Source organism: Helicobacter sp. MIT 14-3879 (assembly GCF_003364125.1).
In genome coordinates this window covers 146,246-162,525 of record NZ_NXLP01000001.1, presented here as the reverse complement: position 1 = coordinate 162,525, position 16,280 = coordinate 146,246, and the positions used below count along the sequence as shown (strand labels likewise).

10 protein-coding genes and 4 tRNA genes are annotated in these 16,280 nt (G+C 29.3%); 10 read left to right on the top strand and 4 right to left on the bottom strand.

Annotated features, from left to right (window positions below; genetic code table 11):
• Positions 1 to 43: 43 nt before the first annotated feature.
• From CQA44_RS00780 to CQA44_RS00760, 5 genes are all read left to right on the top strand, one after another.
• Positions 44 to 2,359 carry an outer membrane protein transport protein gene (locus CQA44_RS00780; RefSeq protein WP_258864855.1) on the top strand — a complete coding sequence of 772 codons (2,316 nt, stop codon included), beginning with the start codon at positions 44 to 46 and terminating at the stop codon, positions 2,357 to 2,359.
• A 62-nt stretch (positions 2,360 to 2,421) separates the two neighbouring features.
• A tRNA-Gly gene (locus CQA44_RS00775) sits at positions 2,422 to 2,496 on the top strand.
• A gap of 5 nt (positions 2,497 to 2,501) precedes the next feature.
• Positions 2,502 to 2,589, top strand: a tRNA-Leu gene (locus CQA44_RS00770).
• 8 nt (positions 2,590 to 2,597) lie between these two features.
• Positions 2,598 to 2,672 (top strand) — tRNA-Cys (locus tag CQA44_RS00765).
• Between the two features lie 12 nt (positions 2,673 to 2,684).
• Positions 2,685 to 2,772, top strand: a tRNA-Ser gene (locus CQA44_RS00760).
• A gap of 76 nt (positions 2,773 to 2,848) precedes the next feature.
• On the opposite strand, the gene CQA44_RS00755 is transcribed toward CQA44_RS00760, so the two are convergent.
• The 3 genes from CQA44_RS00755 to CQA44_RS00745 all read right to left on the bottom strand — a co-directional run bounded on the left by CQA44_RS00755 (position 2,849) and on the right by CQA44_RS00745 (position 10,146).
• The gene (locus CQA44_RS00755) at positions 2,849 to 4,750 is read right to left on the bottom strand and encodes a sodium:solute symporter family transporter (protein WP_115545373.1); all 1,902 of its coding nucleotides are present in this window, start codon (positions 4,748 to 4,750) and stop codon (positions 2,849 to 2,851) included.
• A gap of 3 nt (positions 4,751 to 4,753) precedes the next feature.
• Positions 4,754 to 8,260, bottom strand: coding sequence for a bifunctional proline dehydrogenase/L-glutamate gamma-semialdehyde dehydrogenase (locus tag CQA44_RS00750; protein ID WP_115545372.1), 3,507 nt, complete (start codon positions 8,258 to 8,260; stop codon positions 4,754 to 4,756).
• Between the two features lie 161 nt (positions 8,261 to 8,421).
• Positions 8,422 to 10,146: an ABC transporter ATP-binding protein gene (locus CQA44_RS00745; RefSeq protein ID WP_258864854.1), complete on the bottom strand. Its 1,725-nt coding sequence runs from the start codon at positions 10,144 to 10,146 to the stop codon at positions 8,422 to 8,424.
• A 117-nt stretch (positions 10,147 to 10,263) separates the two neighbouring features.
• On the opposite strand from CQA44_RS00745, the gene CQA44_RS00740 reads away from it, so the two are divergent.
• Positions 10,264 to 10,527, top strand: a complete 264-nt coding sequence (locus CQA44_RS00740; RefSeq protein WP_115545371.1) for a hypothetical protein — start codon at positions 10,264 to 10,266, stop codon at positions 10,525 to 10,527.
• A 2-nt stretch (positions 10,528 to 10,529) separates the two neighbouring features.
• Here the strand turns inward: CQA44_RS00740 and CQA44_RS00735 are convergent, their stop codons facing one another.
• Entirely contained in the window at positions 10,530 to 11,471 is a 942-nt protein-coding gene (locus CQA44_RS00735) for a glycosyltransferase family 2 protein (RefSeq protein ID WP_115545370.1), read from the bottom strand.
• 125 nt (positions 11,472 to 11,596) lie between these two features.
• Here CQA44_RS00735 and CQA44_RS00730 point away from each other — a divergent pair, with 125 nt between their 5' ends.
• The 4 genes from CQA44_RS00730 to CQA44_RS00715 are packed head-to-tail and all read left to right on the top strand — an operon-like array spanning position 11,597 to position 16,126.
• The gene (locus tag CQA44_RS00730; RefSeq protein WP_115545369.1) at positions 11,597 to 12,934 is read left to right on the top strand and encodes a TolC family protein; all 1,338 of its coding nucleotides are present in this window, start codon (positions 11,597 to 11,599) and stop codon (positions 12,932 to 12,934) included.
• Between the two features lie 10 nt (positions 12,935 to 12,944).
• Positions 12,945 to 14,207, top strand: coding sequence for an efflux RND transporter periplasmic adaptor subunit (locus CQA44_RS00725; protein ID WP_115545368.1), 1,263 nt, complete (start codon positions 12,945 to 12,947; stop codon positions 14,205 to 14,207).
• Positions 14,208 to 14,216: 9 nt separating this feature from the next.
• Positions 14,217 to 14,900 (top strand): ABC transporter ATP-binding protein, encoded by a 684-nt coding sequence (locus tag CQA44_RS00720; protein ID WP_115545367.1) that lies wholly within the window; start codon positions 14,217 to 14,219, stop codon positions 14,898 to 14,900.
• Positions 14,897 to 16,126, top strand: coding sequence for an ABC transporter permease (locus CQA44_RS00715; protein WP_115545366.1), 1,230 nt, complete (start codon positions 14,897 to 14,899; stop codon positions 16,124 to 16,126). Before CQA44_RS00720 ends, CQA44_RS00715 begins: the two co-directional genes overlap by 4 nt.
• The last annotated feature ends 154 nt before the right edge of the window (positions 16,127 to 16,280 follow it).

Below are 16,280 nucleotides of genomic sequence, written 5' to 3'. Positions count from 1 at the left end.
TATATTTTGAGTTTTTATATCTTTGGAGTATTTAATTATAATTATGCGTATTTTAAATAAAATAAAAATTTATATTCTATTGTTTGTTTTTACTTGTATGCTTCATTCATCTGGCTTTAAAATTAATGAACAAAGTTTAAGGTCTATAGCTTTAAGTTCAGCTTATGTTGCTGCTGTTTATGGAGCAGATTCTAGTTATTTTAACCCTGCTAATATGGGCTTTTTAGATGGTATAAGAGAAGATAAACACGATTTAGAAATTTCTCTAACTGCTATTTATATTCCTAGTTTTGATTTTAGCACAGATACTAGGACAAAGAAACTAGGCGAGGGGAGTATAAATTGGGGGCTTACTTCAAACACTACAATGAAGATTCCACTTTCTCAAACAGCACTAGATTTTGCAAAATTTTTTGGAGTAAATCTAGATTCTCTTAAAGATCCTATTGTTTTGCCTCACGGAGGGAGCGGAAACCTTAATCAACATGGTGAGTTGGGGTATGATTCATCTGGTGCAGTGGTAGATGGTTCTGCAGATACTACTATTTTTCCTGTGCCTAAGATATTTTATAAAAGTAAAAGTTTTCTTAATTATGACGGTGGTGGTTTTAATGTAGGGGTAGCTTTCACAGCACCCAGCGGTCTTGCTATGACTTGGAATGGTGAGGCTGGAGCATTTTTAAAAGATGTTATGATAGCAATGATTGAATTATCTCCTTCTATTAGTTATCAATATAAAGAGATTATAGGTATAGGCATAAGCCCTAGAATTCTCTATGGTTTGGGTAATTTTAATAATACAGTTTATGTTCCACTAAATGGTAGTGTTTTAACAAACTTAAAAGATTATGATGCAATTCCAGATGAGATGGTGCCAGCTGCTATGCAGGATTTAATCTATCAGGTCAATACTGCTACAGCTGTGAGTGGTTTTGCTGGACTTTTTGTAGGAGGGGGAGCACATTGGAATAATACAGAAAGATATAATAATCCTACCCTTTTTAATCCGGATAGGTGGTTTGGATTGCCTTCAGTAGGAGCTTTAGGTGATGCTCATAATATATCTGCATATAATAGCAATGTTGCTCAAGCAAATGCTATTATGAAAAATAATTGGAATCATTATCAAAATGAGTGGGCTAATGGGAATCTTGAATGGAGGTATAATAATAAAACTTGTTCTTCCCAAACAGCAATATGTCTTCCAACATTATTTAACCCTGTCCCAAATGCAACATATACGACACATATCCCAAATGTTGGTCAAGCAAAAGGATATAAATTTATAAATGGAGTGAATTATTGTATTCAAAATGGCAATACTACAAGCGGGTTCTTTGGTTGTCAAAATATGGGGAGTATAATGGATGATGCTTCTGAAATAAGAAGAAAATATAATATTAATTCGGTATATGTTAATTGCTATACAGGGACATTTTATGATTATAGTGGGAATCTTCAAATAGGTAACCCAGGACCTTGTAGTTACCCTAGTCCAAGTGAAACAGATTCTGATGGTGCTCCTAGAGGATATAAATATTTATGGGGAGCTAAAGAAGTAGCACAAGCCTTTGGTATGGGTGATATGGATATTACAACTTCTTTAGAGGGTTCTACTAAAGTAGATCAAAGGAGTAATGGAGCAGATTTAGCATTTGGATATCGTGCAGGAGTTACATTTCGTCCTATTAATTCAAAAAATTATTCTCTAACTATTAGCGGGGTTTTCGACTCTCCTGTAAAATTTAAATTTAAAGGAAAACTTGATGCAGATACTTATATAGGCGGATCTATTGGTGATATAAATATGAAAGCAGATTTACTATTAGATACTCAGCTACCTGCACAGCTTAAAATTGGTGTAGCGCAAAGAATCTATAATTTAACATTAGAATTAGTTTATGAGAGAATATTGTGGGCAGGTGGTAAAAAGTTTGATTTTAGTTTTAGTAACCCTACATTTAGTGCTTTAAACCCAAATAGTATTATTGCTGGTTTTACAAAAGAACAGATAGAAAGTATGATGAATTTAGCAAATTATGATGCTGTTGCTATGGGTAAAGGTTGGAAAGATACCAATGCTTATAGAGTGGGTTTAACATATAGGTTTGATAGTGGAACTATACTTATGGCAAGTTTTGCTTATGATGAATCACCAGTGCCACAAGATCAAATTGGAATTCCAGATAGCACAGCTTATATTGTAGGTGGAGGGATTAATATCCCTATTACAAATAATCTTAGCATTGGAGCATCAGCGACTGTTTACCTAAAAGATGGTAGTAAAAGTATATATCAATCTAAAGATGGCTTAGGAAAGTTGGTTCTAGCAAATCTTTCAATGGGATATTCTTTTTAGAAACTTTATAAAGCAAAATTTATTGAATTATATCTTTTTTTTGGATACAATTCACTTTTTATGCGGGAATAGCTCAGTGGTAGAGCATAACCTTGCCAAGGTTGGGGCCGCGGGTTCGATCCCCGTTTCCCGCTCCATTTTAGCCCGGGTGGTGGAATTGGTAGACACAAGGGACTTAAAATCCCTCGGATATTGCTTCCGTGCCGGTTCAAGTCCGGCTTCGGGCACCATTTATTTAGGCGACATAGCCAAGTGGTAAGGCGTGGGCCTGCAAAGCCTTGATTCCTCGGTTCGAATCCGAGTGTCGCCTCCAATATATTTTATGCGGGAGATGGCTGAGTGGTTGAAAGCGGCGGTCTTGAAAACCGTTGAGGGTAACACCTCCGGGGGTTCGAATCCCTCTCTCCCGGCCACTAAACAAATATTTTTAAAGTATGTTTTTGTTTTCTTTATCTTCTAAATACTAGGGTTATAAACCCTAGTATAATATTATTTTTTTATCTCTTTTAGCATAGTTTCGAAAGCTTGTTTTGTTCCGCTCCTAACAGGTTGCATTAGGCTTACAATAACTATTGCAATACTTGCACAAAAGAATCCAGGTATTATTTCATATATTGGGAAATTTAATGCCTCTGCTAAATAATTTTTATAAAAAATTACCATAAATGCTCCTACAAACATTCCCGCAATAGCACCTAATCTAGTCATTCTACCCCAAAATAATGAAAATAAAATCACACTTCCAAAACTAGCTCCAAATCCAGCCCATGCATAAGCTACTATTGCAAGAACACTAGAGTTTTTATCTGTGGATATTAGAAATGCTATTATTGAAACTAAAAGTACACCTGTTCTACTCCAGAACATAACACTTTTTTGACTAGCATTTTTTTTAAAAACTCTTTTATAAAAATCTTCAGCAATTGTTGAACTTGATACTAGTAATTGAGAACTAGCAGTGCTCATAATGGCAGCTAGTATTGCACTAAGTAATATTCCACATATCCAAGGATTAAATAGAGTTTGACTCATTACAATAAATATTTTTTCAGGGTCATTTAGATTTAAGTTAAATTTATTTACATAAGCAATACCAAATAACCCAATTAAACATGCAGCAATGAGACTAATTACCATCCATGATATACCAATAATGCTAGCTGTTGGAATATCTTTTGTAGAGCGAATAGACATAAATCGCACTAAAATATGCGGTTGTCCAAAATATCCAAAGCCCCAAGCAAGAGCAGAAATAATGCCAAGCATAGAGATTCCATCAAAGAAATTTAGACGAGAATTATTGGTAGATATTTGTGCATCTCTAAGGTTTAATAAAATTTCTTTTTGTTCTTTTAATGTTGCATTACTTAACATTTGTACTAGCTTAAAAGTATGGATAGAGGCTTTTATTTGTATATTAGGTGGTAGGTTATTTATTTTATCTTTAATTGTATTAGATCCTGTATTATTTTTTATCATATTTTTAATTTCTTCAAATTCTTTATTTCCATTTATTTTTATACTGTCAATTTGTTCTAATATAAGTCTATAACCTTTCATACTACTTGTGTTGAATGTTAAATTAATAATACTATCTTTTGAATTATTTAGAATCTCAAGTAAGTTTGGGATATTTTCTTCCAAAGTTTTGTCATTTTGTAACATAGAATCTAGTGTAGTATTGTAAAAATTTATCAATTCTTTTCTTGCACTATCTGAATTTGATATGTATTTATATACTTCTTTAACCCCACCTAAATGTATTAACATTATTATTGCTACAATAATTAATGCACTCATCATTAATAGACCTTGAATTAAATCTGTCCAGCATACAGCCTTATACCCACCAAAGAATGTATATGCTACTATTATTATAGTTCCAATACTTAAGGCGTAGTTATAATCAAGACCAAAAGTTGTTTCAAATAGTTTTGCTCCTCCTACAAGCCCGCTACTAATATAGAATGTAAAAAATATTAATATTATAATTGCACATAAAAGCCTTAGTATATGGCTATCATCACTAAATCTTGTTTCAAAATAATCAGGTATAGTAATAGAATCTGAAATTACGCTCGTATAGATTCTAAGTCTTTTTGCTATAAAAATCCAATTAAAACTAGCTCCAATGCTAAGCCCAATTGCAATATAGCTTTCAACTAAGCCAGATACATATAAAGCTCCGGGTAGTCCCATAAGCAACCAACCACTCATATCACTAGCTCCAGCTGATAATGCAGATACCATAGGACCCATAGAGCGATTACCTAAGAAATAATCTTCAGGTGTTTTATTCTTTTTAAAAAAATAAAAACCAACTCCTAGCATTAAAATGGAATATACAATAAAAGTTATAATAATTTCTATATTTAAATTTACACTTTCCATAATCTATCCTTTATCTATTGTTCTAGCACCCAAGTTACCATATCTATGGTAAGAAATGCTAATACTCTTTTCATTAAAATAATACAATAGTTCAAACCTGCCATTTAAAAGAGGTTTTCCTCTAATAATGATTTTTCCTCTTTTAGCACATTCTAAATAAAGCTCATCATTAATATTTTTGTGGTATCTAATTCTCTCAAAATCACCTACTTTTTTTATGCAAGATTTTATACTTTCTATAATTATTGTTAAATTCATTTTATTTTTAAGATTTTCTATTAACCCTTCATTTAAATAGTTCTCAAATAGGTTTTTTTCAATACTAATTTGAAGTGGAATATCTGCAATATATGCTCCTGCAATGACACTAATAATGCTTTCTAAATTATCATTTTCACTTACTCTAAATAACATATTTTTAATCTTTGTGTATAGAAATAAATTATCCTCACCTCTAACTTTGATAAATTGATGAGTTTTGCTAAATTCATTTTTATAATGGTAGGCATAACTCTTAGCTTTATTTATGACACATAAAATTTCATCTTTAGTTTCTTTTTGAGTTAAATTATTTTTTGAATTAAATATTGATAGCATAGATTCTAGCTGTTTTGAAAAATCACAATCAATAATATTAGAATCTAGCTTTTCTTGCTCTATTCTACTAAATTGAATAGCATAATTATACACCCCTACTTTTCGCCCAAATCCAATAGCACTTTTTTTAATACCACCAAAAGGCTGTCTTAAAACTATCGCACCTGTTGATGGCTTATTGATATAGGCATTACCAACTTCAATTTTATTTTTATAGATTTCCCATTCCCTCTCATCTAGAGATTCTAAAGCACCTGTTAACCCATAGCCTGTGGAGTTTGCAATATTTATAGCATCATTTAAATCTTTTGCCTTCATTATACTTAGGTGTGGAGCAAAAAGTTCTTGTTTATAAACATAGTCATTCATAGTTACATCATATTCAATGCAAGGATACATTAAATATGTATTATCACCTTTAAATTTAGGGGGAATAAGCCACTTTTTAGCCTTATCATTAATAGCCTTTAAAAGCTTAGAATTTGGCTTTTGAGTTAGAGCTCCAATTTTATTTTTTAGCTCAAATGGAGAACCAACATTTAGGCTTTTTGTTGCATTTTTTAAATTTTTAAAAAAGTTTTTATCGTTATAAACTTCCTCTTCTAAGATTAGTAGTGAAGTTGCAGAACATTTTTGACCAGAGTTAGAAAATGCTGAATGTATAATATTTTTTATAGCTTGTTCTCTATCTGCATTTTTTGTAACAATAGTTGCATTTTTACCTCCTGTTTCTGCGCTTAAAAGTAATGTTGGATTAGATGATAGCATTTTATATGCACTATCTTCACCACCTGTTAGAATAGCAAATGCTATTTCATTTTGATTTATTAAATATTTTGAAATATCCTCTCCTCTAGCGGGCAAGTATATTAGAGCATCTTTTGGAATACCAGCTTCCCAAAAACATTCACATATTTTAAAGCCACAAAGTGAGCTTAGACTAGATGGCTTATAAATTACACGATTGCCAACACTAAGAGCAGAGGCGATACTTCCTACTGAAATTCCTATTGGAAAATTCCACGGAGCTATCACAACACCAATTCCTCTAGGTTTAAAAGTAGTATTTGGATTATTTTCTTTGAGTTTTTTTATTGAATATGGGTAGAATTCTAAAAAATCTATCGCTTCACTTACTTCAGCATCAACTTCTATAAAAGTTTTTCCAACCTCTAAGGTAGCTATTCCTATCAAGTCACCTCTTTTATTTCTTATTATTTCTGCTACTTTTATTAAAAGATTATGTATTTGTTCTAAAGATAGTGTGGAAAAATTACTATGCAGGGCAAAATCTAGAGCTTGATTAATGCCATTTTTATTTGCAATATGTATTTTTGCGATCACCTCATTATTGATTTTTTCTTTAATTTCTAAAGTTTCGCTAGATTCTAATCTTTCTTTGCTTTGTGCAAATATTTCTTGGATTGTAAAGTTTTCATATATTTCTTTTATTTTAATAGCCCATTTTCTGTTTTCACTTAGGGTAAAATCTGTATCAGCTTCATTTTTAAAATCTATTTTATTATCTTTATTTTGAGGCATGTTTCTATTTTGAATTCTTTTTGTGGAATTATCAAGTTGTGATATGTTTTTACAAGAATTTATAAATAATTCTTTTTGCCTCTCCCAAGCACTATCACCAACCTTAAGCCCAAAGAAATGTCTCATAAAATTATCTTTAGCAGTATTTTCATCTAATCTTCTTACAAGATATGCAATAGCATTGTTAAAGTTGCTTATATCACATACAGGGGCATATAAAATCAATTTACTATTTTTAGCAATTTCTTTGCTTGCCTGCATACTCATACCCTCTAACATTTCAAAGCTAAAAGAATCTTGTGCATTTTTGCTATCAATTAGTATTTTTGCATAGGCTATTTCAAAGAGATTATGACTAGCAATACCAATTTTGATGTATTTAAAATTATCATTTTCTAATATTAAGAGAAGCATTTTTTTATAGTTAGAATCTGTATCAGTTTTATTACTAAAAGTGGGTAATTCCCAATCTTTTTGAGAAGAAATTGTCTCCTCGTTTTCCATGTTTGCTCCCTTTACTATTCTAACTTTTATTGGCTTTTTACCGCTATTTACACGTTCTTTTGAAAAATATAAAAGCTTTTTAAGATAGTGATAAGAATCTGGTAAATAAGCTTGAAGGACAATTCCTGCATTTATATCAAACTTAGCAATAGATTCCATAAATGCAACATAAGTTAGTTCTAGGTCTTTAAACTCTTCCATGTCTAAATTTATAAATTTTTCTCTATTTTGTTTTGATTGCTCTTCTGTTGCAATTTCATATAGATAGTCTAATCTTTTTACAATCTCATTTTTAGAATATTCAAAATCAATTATATTAATTTGGCTAAAAATCGTTGTAATTTTGATTGAAATATATGTTATATATTCACTTCTTAGGGCATTTTCATATTCTTTTATACGAGCTTTGCTCTCTTCTTCACTTAAGACTTCTTCACCAATAAAATTAATATTTACAGTTATATACCCTTTATTTTTTATGTGATTTTTTAAAAATGTAGAATCTTTATTTAATACTAGAGATTGAGTATCTTTGCGAATATTATTAATAAAAAATGGCACACTAAGGTTTGGTGCAAATTTTCCAATATTTAAAAAACAAAATAATAAAAATTTCTCAAATGTAGTGAAAAAATCTCCTATGCCATATTTATTTAAAATATAAGAAATTGATTCAAATTTTGCTTTATTATATTTAGAGCGAAAAGATTTATCAAGTAATTCAATTAGCAGGATTTTATTTTTAGGGTTAGATAGTAATTTTTGCATTTTTAAATGAAATTTTTTCTCTTCTAAGGAAATATTTTCTTGAATATTTGTTTGTAATTCTGTGGCTAAGCAAATAGCTTTGGATATTAGTTCCTGCATTTTACGCCTTTATTAGTATTTTATGTATCAATTATAAATATTTTGGTTTATATTGTTAGGTTTTAATTTTTATGAAGCAATATATAAACATAAAATTTTACATAAAGTAGCAATTAAATAATAATCTAAAAAATTATATTTTTGTATTTTAACTCTTAAACTTACTTATTATTTTGCTTAGGTTTTATTTTTCCATTAACCTCAACTATTTTTTGACATTTTTGTATTGTTGATAGACGATGTGCAATTATTAATAGAGTTTTATTTTCTGCAACACTATAAATTTCATCCATTATTTTAGATTCTGTCTCGTTGTCTAGAGCACTTGTTGCTTCATCTAAAACTAAAATTTCTGGATTATCATATAATGCTCTTGCTATTGCTATTCTTTGCTTTTGTCCTCCACTAAGTTTAATACCACCATCTCCAACTTTTGTTTCAATACCCTCATTATTATCTAAAAACTCCCAAATATTTGCCTTCTTGCAGCATTCAATAACCCTATTTTTATCTATCTTTTCACTAAGAACGATATTTTCTGCCACACTTCCATCAAATAAAAATACATTTTGTGGAATATATCCTATTTTCTTTCGCCAAGAGCGGAGATTTTCATTATTTAAAACTACTCCATCAATTTTGATTTCTCCATTTTGTGGCTTATATATCCCAATTATTAAATCAATAAGAGTGCTTTTACCAGCCCCACTCTCACCAATAAATGCGATTTTATCACCTTTATTAATAGTTAGATTAAAATCTTTAATTACAGACTTATTCTTTCTGTATTCAAAACTAATATTTATTAATTCAATTTTTTGATTAAAATCTATTGGAGTATTATCTTCATATTCTGTATGATATGTTAAATCCTCATATATTATTTCTAGGCTTTTTTTATAATATTTCATCATATTATAGCTTTGTAGAGTTCTATTTATGGCAGGGAGGATTCTATATAATGCTAGTGCATACATAGATATAATAGGGATAACTACTTGTGCGTTATTATATTTTAGTAGTATATAGGCAACTGCACCAATTAGAATGCAAAATCCTATGCTCTCAAGTATAAATTTAGGAAGTGGTGCTAATACTTGATATTTGATTTCAGAATCTACCCTTTTTTTTGAAGCATCATCAAAATCTTGCAGGACTTTTTGTTGATTACCTTTTAGTTTTATTATCTTAAAGTTTCCTAAAGTTTTTGAAATTATATCTAGGACATTTTTACTTGTTTGGATATTTATATTGCCTTGTTTTTGGATATTTCTAGAGATTGTTTTAATAATTAAAATTATATTTATAAGAAGCACCATAGTCAAGATTATAGTCATTTTCCAACTTACTACAAGAAGTAGGGCATACATTAGAACTATTGTAATAACTTCTGAGCCAACCATTAATAATTGTTGTATATATACAGAAACTCTAAGCGCTTCTTGAATTATGTTTCTTCTAATAGTGTCTATATTTTTATTTGTAAAATCAAGATAGTTTAACTCTACTGCTTTACAAAAAAGCCTATAAGCAAAGAAATGATACTTCCTAAAAGCAAATCGATTTAATGCGTATGAATATACAATATTATAAATTGAACGAAAAATATAAAACACAATTAGAGCAATACTAAAGAATATCATAAAATCAAGTGTATTTTTAAAACTAAATAATTCATAAATATAGTTTGAATATCTGTTTTCAAAAATAATATTTGGGTTTGAGGCAAGTGTAATAAATGGCATGATAACACTAACAGCAATTGTTTCAATTAGTGATAAGAAAAATGTTGCAATAAGTAAAATTAACAAGATAACTTTATCTTTCCTTGTGATTAGATAGCGAATTTTCCTAAAATCGCTAATTTGCTTTGATTGCTTGCTCAAATTAGATCCCTATAAACTAAATTAAAATTAAAATTAAAATTATATTATATTTAATTAACATAATCCTAATAATTATATTCTATGATTTTATAAAATAAATACAAGGAGAAATTGATTATGAAAAAAATTACCCTTAGTCTTTCTGCAATACTTCTTGCAAGTGGTATTAGTATAGCATCTGATAATGTAGAATCTAATAATACAATTGAATTTAGTAAAGAGGAGGTTAATAGTTCAATATCAAGTGAAAAATCAAATTCAGCTAACTCAAAAACTAAAAAATTAACATTAAAAAATCAAAATATAGAAAAAGATTCTAGTTCCTGTGCTTCTATAAAAGCATCTAATCTTTTTAGTGGCGATACTTGTAAATTAAATTAGCCTTATTTAATAATTTCATCTACAAAATAAAGTGGTCGTTTTTTTGATTCTTTATAAATTTTGCCAATGTATTCACCAATAATTCCAAGTCCTATTATTTGGATACCTCCTAAAAAATACATTGGCACTACAATTGATGTCCAACCAGAGATAGTATTACCAATAAAGTATGATATTAAAGCCCAAATTCCAATTATTAGACTAAAAAGAGATATTAATATACCAATTAAGTTTAAGATTCTAAGTGGCTTTATGCTAAAGCTAGTTATGCCATCAATTGCAAATGATAGCATTTTAATAAATGGATATTTACTCTCTCCCGCAACTCTTTTGTTCCGCTTGTAATATAATTTACAGGATTTAAAGCCAAGCATAGGTATTATGCCTCTTAAAAATAGATTTACTTCTTTAAATTCAAGCAAGCACTTTAAAACTCTATTGCTAAGAAGCCTATAATCAGCATGATTATATACTATATCAACCCCTAAAAATTTCATTATTTTATAAAAAGCCATAGCACTATAAGCTTTAAAAAAACTATCTTCTTTCCTATTGTTTCTAACTCCATATACGATTTCAAAACCCTCTTTGTATTTTTCTACAAATTTATCAATCAAGTCTATATCATCTTGTAAATCGCAATCAAGGCTTATTGCAATATCACAATTATCTTTAGCATAATTTAATCCAGCCAAAAGAGCGTTTTGATGACCTTTATTTGTGCTTAGTGAAATAATTTCAATTAGCTTAGTTTTATATTGTTTAAGTAAATCCAGTGTGTTATCCTTGCTACCATCATTTACAAATATAATTTTGCTTTTCTTTTTGATAGCTTTTTTGTTAATCAAAGATTCTAGCTTTTTATTTATTGTTTCTATGCTAAGCTTTATAATTTCACTTTCATTATAACAAGGAACTACTAGATATAAAGTAGGAGTTTGCATAGTTTTTAAGCCTTTTGTTGTAGTTAATTTTGGCTAGATTCTAACAAAAAATTTCACAAAAATTTCACAAAATTTGTATTAAAATTCAGCCTATAAAATACTAGATTACTTTTAAAAAGGCGTTTATGAAGCATGTTTTTTATTTAATTTTTATTGCTGTTTTTATTACCTCTTGTAGTTCAGTTTATAAGGTAGAAGATGTAAATAATGAATTTAATATAGTTGAATTTAGAAATAGCTATACATTAAGATCCGATAAAACAGATTCTATCTTTGATGTTTTTAAAGATGATGAATTAAAGCAGCTAGTTATACTTGGACTAAAACAAAATAGTGATATTTTCATATATGATAGTAGGATTAAAATTGCAGAATCTCAAATTAAACTTGCTACTTCAAAGCAAATGCCAAATGTAAATGGTAATGTGTCATATTCTTATAATGGAGATTCTATAATTAATACCAATTTAATGGCGTCTTGGGAATTAGACATATTTGGTAAATATGCACTTGATAAGAAATCTTATATAGAAAATTACAATATTGCAAAGAAAAACCTTGATTTTTTTAAGATTTCTTTGATTAGTGATATTTCTCTAGCTTATTTTAATCTTAAATATTTACAATCAAATATTATTCTTACTAAAGAGCGTATAAAAAATTATTATGAGATTGTTAGAATTATGGATATTATGTATAAAAATGGTTTTATTGCATTTAGTGATTTTTTGGAAAATAAGGTATTTTTGCAACAAGAAGAGCAGTCTTTAAATACTCTTCAAAATGATTATGAAGCAAAAAAGAATGAACTAAGGGTGCTAATAAATGACTCTAAATATGAATTTAATTCTAATGAATATCATTTTTATACTCCAAAATTTCATATTAATTTAGATTCTAGTGCAGAGGTTATTTTAAATCGTCCAGATATACAAGCTCAAATTTCAAATTTAAATTCTGCTATTTATAGGCTAAATTCAAGTAAAGCAGATCTTTATCCCAGCATTTCTTTAAGTGCATCTCTAGGTAAAGCATTTCTTTCACCAGCAGAGTTTGCATATCAGATTCTATCATCACTTACTTTGCCTTTATTTTCTAGATTTGAAATTTATGAAAATATAAAAATTAATGAATACACGAAATTAGAAGCTTATTATACACTTCAAAAAGCTCTAAATACCGCATTAAGTGAGATAGAAAATGCAATATATTCATTAGAATCTAATAAAAATACACTTCAAACTAGCATTGATATGTTAAATCAAAATGAAGAAACTTTATATCTTTTAAAGAAAAGCAATGAGCTTGGTTTAGTTGATAGTGTAGAATATTTACAAGCTCTAAATAGTAATTTATTAATGTTAAAAAATAATAATACTTCATATTTTAATACAATCAGTGCAACAATCTATTTATATCGCTCTATTGGTGGAAATATGAATGATTTAAAAGATTTTATCTAAAGGATTTTAAATGGCTAAAATTTATGAACGCATCAAAAGCAAAAATAAAGGTAGAAAAAAAATATTTATAGTGTTGGCTTTGTTAGTTTTATTAATAATTTTAGTTGCAGTATATTTTATAAAATATAATAAAAAAGAGATTAATTATATAACACAAAACCCCACTATTGAAGATATAAGTCAAGATGTTAGTGCGACAGGAACTTTGTCTCCAACAAATACCGTTGATGTTGGTAGTCAAATTTCAGGTAGAATCTTAGAAGTATTAGTAGATGTTAATGATGAGGTAAAAAAAGGGCAGGTTTTGGCAAAGATTGACCCAGAGAAGCTAAATCAAGCAGTAGATAATTATCTAGCACAACTTCAATCAGCCAAAGCAGAGCTTTATAGTGCAGAGGTTAATTTAGAAAATAAAAAATGGACTTATGATAATTATTTAGATTTATATAATAAAACAGATGGTAAATCTCCATCTCAATTACAATTAAAAACTGCTGAGCTAGATTATAAGAGTGCATTAGCAAATATTGAGATTAGAAAGGCTAGCATAAAGCAGCTTGAAACATCTCTAAATTCAGCAAGGATTGATGTAAAAAACTCAATTATAACAAGCCCTACAAATGGCATAATTTTATCACGTAGTATCGATCCGGGTCAAACTGTGGCAGCAAATTTTGAAACACCAACATTGTTTACCATAGCACAGGATTTAACAAAGATGAAGCTAATTTCAAGTGTGTTAGAAGCAGATATTGGCAAAGTAAAAATTGGTCAAGAAGTTGAATTTAGCGTTGATGCTTATCCAAACGAGAAGTTTCAAGCTAAGGTGTCAAAGGTTAATTTTGCAGATTCATCTTCTACAAATACATCTAATTCTACTAATTCATCTAGCACTAGTACAAATATAATAAGTTATGAAGTTACAACTTATGTAGATAATAGCAAGCTATTGCTTCGTCCGGGTATGAGTGCCACAGCTAATATAAAGACTGCTTTAGCAAAAAATGCTTTGTTGATTCCATATCAGGCTTTATTGTTTAAGCCAAATAGCAATATTAAAGCTAAACAACAAAGTAGTATAATGATGGGACCACCTAAGAGAATTCGTAGGTCATATTCTAGTATTGGTTCTCAAGGTAGTATTTGGATTTTAGAAGATAATGAGGCAAAAAATATTGACGTAGATATTGGAATTACCAATGGCAAGAGTGCTCAAGTTTTATCAGATAATATTAATAAAGATACTAAAGTCATAATTCAAATTCAAAATTAAAGTTAAGTAATGTTTATTAAATTATCAAATATAGTTAAAAACTATGGCGAGGGTATTAATACTTTTAGGGCACTAAAAGGAGTAAATCTTGAGATTTCTAAGGGTGATTTTGTAGCACTTATGGGACCTAGTGGTAGTGGTAAAAGCACTATGGCAAATATTTTAGGTTGTCTTGATGTAGCTACAAGCGGTGAGTATATGTTTGAAGATGTGAATGTTTTTAAACTAAATAGAAATGAGCGAGCTTTACTTAGGAGATATTATATTGGGTTTATTTTTCAAGGTTTTAATCTCCTTCCTAGAACTACTGCATTAGAAAATGTAGAATTACCTCTTCTTTATCGTGGCGTAAATAAACATAAAAGAAGAAAAATAGCATTAGATTCTTTAGAAATGGTTGGGTTAAATGGTTGGGAAAACAATACATCTAATAAGTTAAGTGGAGGTCAGCAACAAAGGGTTGCTATTGCTAGGGCTATTGCTAGCAAGCCTTTGTTTCTTCTTGCAGATGAACCAACAGGTAATCTTGATACAAAGAGAAGTGTAGAGATTATGAATATCTTGCAGTGGTTGAATAAGGACTTGGGAATTACTATTTTAATGGTAACTCACGAAAGTGATATGGCTAAATATGCAAATAGAGAGATACATTTTTTAGATGGAAATATAGATTATTCTAAAGGAAGCCTATGATATTAAATGCCTTTATTTTAGCATTTAGACAAATTAGTAGGAATTATCTTAGGGCTATTTTAACAATGCTAGGAATTATAATTGGCACAGGAAGTGTTATTGTTATGATTACTTTGGGTAATGGTATGAGCAAAAAAGTAAAAGAAAATATATCAATGTTAGGTAATAATTTGCTTATACTGATGCCAGCAAGAGGGCTTGATACAACAGGGCAAAGTTTAAGGCAGTATTTTAATATACAAGAAGTTGAATTAATAAAAGATAGAATCTTTGGTATAAATGCAATAGCACCATTGGGAAGTGGTTCATCTCTCATACAATATAAACAAAATTCAAGAGAAAGTGAAACTTTGGGTGTTAGTAAAGAGTATTTTATAGTAGGAAATTGGGAAATTGATATTGGAAGAGAATTTTTAGATGATGAATATACAAGTGGTGCAAATGTTTGTATTATTGGAAGTAGTGTAAAGTCATCATTATTTGGTAATAATGAAGTGCTTGGAAGTAGAATTAAAGTAGGCAACAAAGAGGGCAGTATTATTTGTGAGTGTATTGGGGTATTAAAAGAAAAAGGTCAGGGAGGAGGAAATGATCAAGATGAGGTTGTATTATTTCCATTAAAATCTTATCTAAGGACTCTTGGTAGAGAAAAGCAATCAATAAATAATATAAATCAGATTCTAATATCTCTAAAAGATGGCATAGATTCTAAACAAAAAACAGAGGAAATAAAAGTATTATTAAGAGAAACTAGAAATATTGATAAAAGCGGAAAATTAGATAATTTTGAGATACGAGATACAAAGCAATTTGAAGAAACACTAACAAGCACTATGAGAATGCTAACATTATTTATTGGTGCTATTGCAGGAGTTAGTCTCATTGTAGGAGGAATTGGGATAATGAATATTATGCTAGTTTCTGTTACAGAGAGGACTAAAGAGATAGGAACTAGACTTGCCATAGGTGCACTAGAAAATGAGGTTTTGTTGCAGTTTTTGATAGAATCCATAGTCATTAGCTCACTTGGAGGGACTATTGGCATAGTTTTGGCATTTATTATTTCATTTATTCTCTCTATTATTATGGCTATCCCATTTGTTTTTAGTGCTATCATTGCTTTTATTGCTTTTATTTTTTCAGCCTTTCTTGGTGTTTTATTTGGCTACTTACCAGCAAAGAGAGCATCTAAGCTAAACCCAATAGATGCCTTAAGACACGAATAAATTTGATAAAATTGTCTCTCTTAATTTTTAGCAGATAGAGCAGATAAGAGGTAAAGAAAATTGCAGAGAGGTGAGAAAGAAGATTCTAACCTATAATAAAGCAAGAAAAGTTTTAAAGAAATGATAAGCGAATGATAAAACCTTAACTTAATAA

Excerpts from the sequence above, each read along its gene's own strand:
- CQA44_RS00780 (WP_258864855.1), top strand. The coding sequence starts at position 44 with ATGCGTATTTTAAATAAAATAAAAATTTATATTCTATTGTTTGTTTTT.
- CQA44_RS00755 (WP_115545373.1), bottom strand. The coding sequence starts at position 4,750 with ATGGAAAGTGTAAATTTAAATATAGAAATTATTATAACTTTTATTGTA.
- CQA44_RS00750 (WP_115545372.1), bottom strand. The coding sequence starts at position 8,260 with ATGCAGGAACTAATATCCAAAGCTATTTGCTTAGCCACAGAATTACAA.
- CQA44_RS00740 (WP_115545371.1), top strand. The coding sequence starts at position 10,264 with ATGAAAAAAATTACCCTTAGTCTTTCTGCAATACTTCTTGCAAGTGGT.
- CQA44_RS00735 (WP_115545370.1), bottom strand. The coding sequence starts at position 11,471 with ATGCAAACTCCTACTTTATATCTAGTAGTTCCTTGTTATAATGAAAGT.
- CQA44_RS00730 (WP_115545369.1), top strand. The coding sequence starts at position 11,597 with ATGAAGCATGTTTTTTATTTAATTTTTATTGCTGTTTTTATTACCTCT.
- CQA44_RS00725 (WP_115545368.1), top strand. The coding sequence starts at position 12,945 with ATGGCTAAAATTTATGAACGCATCAAAAGCAAAAATAAAGGTAGAAAA.
- CQA44_RS00720 (WP_115545367.1), top strand. The coding sequence starts at position 14,217 with ATGTTTATTAAATTATCAAATATAGTTAAAAACTATGGCGAGGGTATT.
- CQA44_RS00715 (WP_115545366.1), top strand. The coding sequence starts at position 14,897 with ATGATATTAAATGCCTTTATTTTAGCATTTAGACAAATTAGTAGGAAT.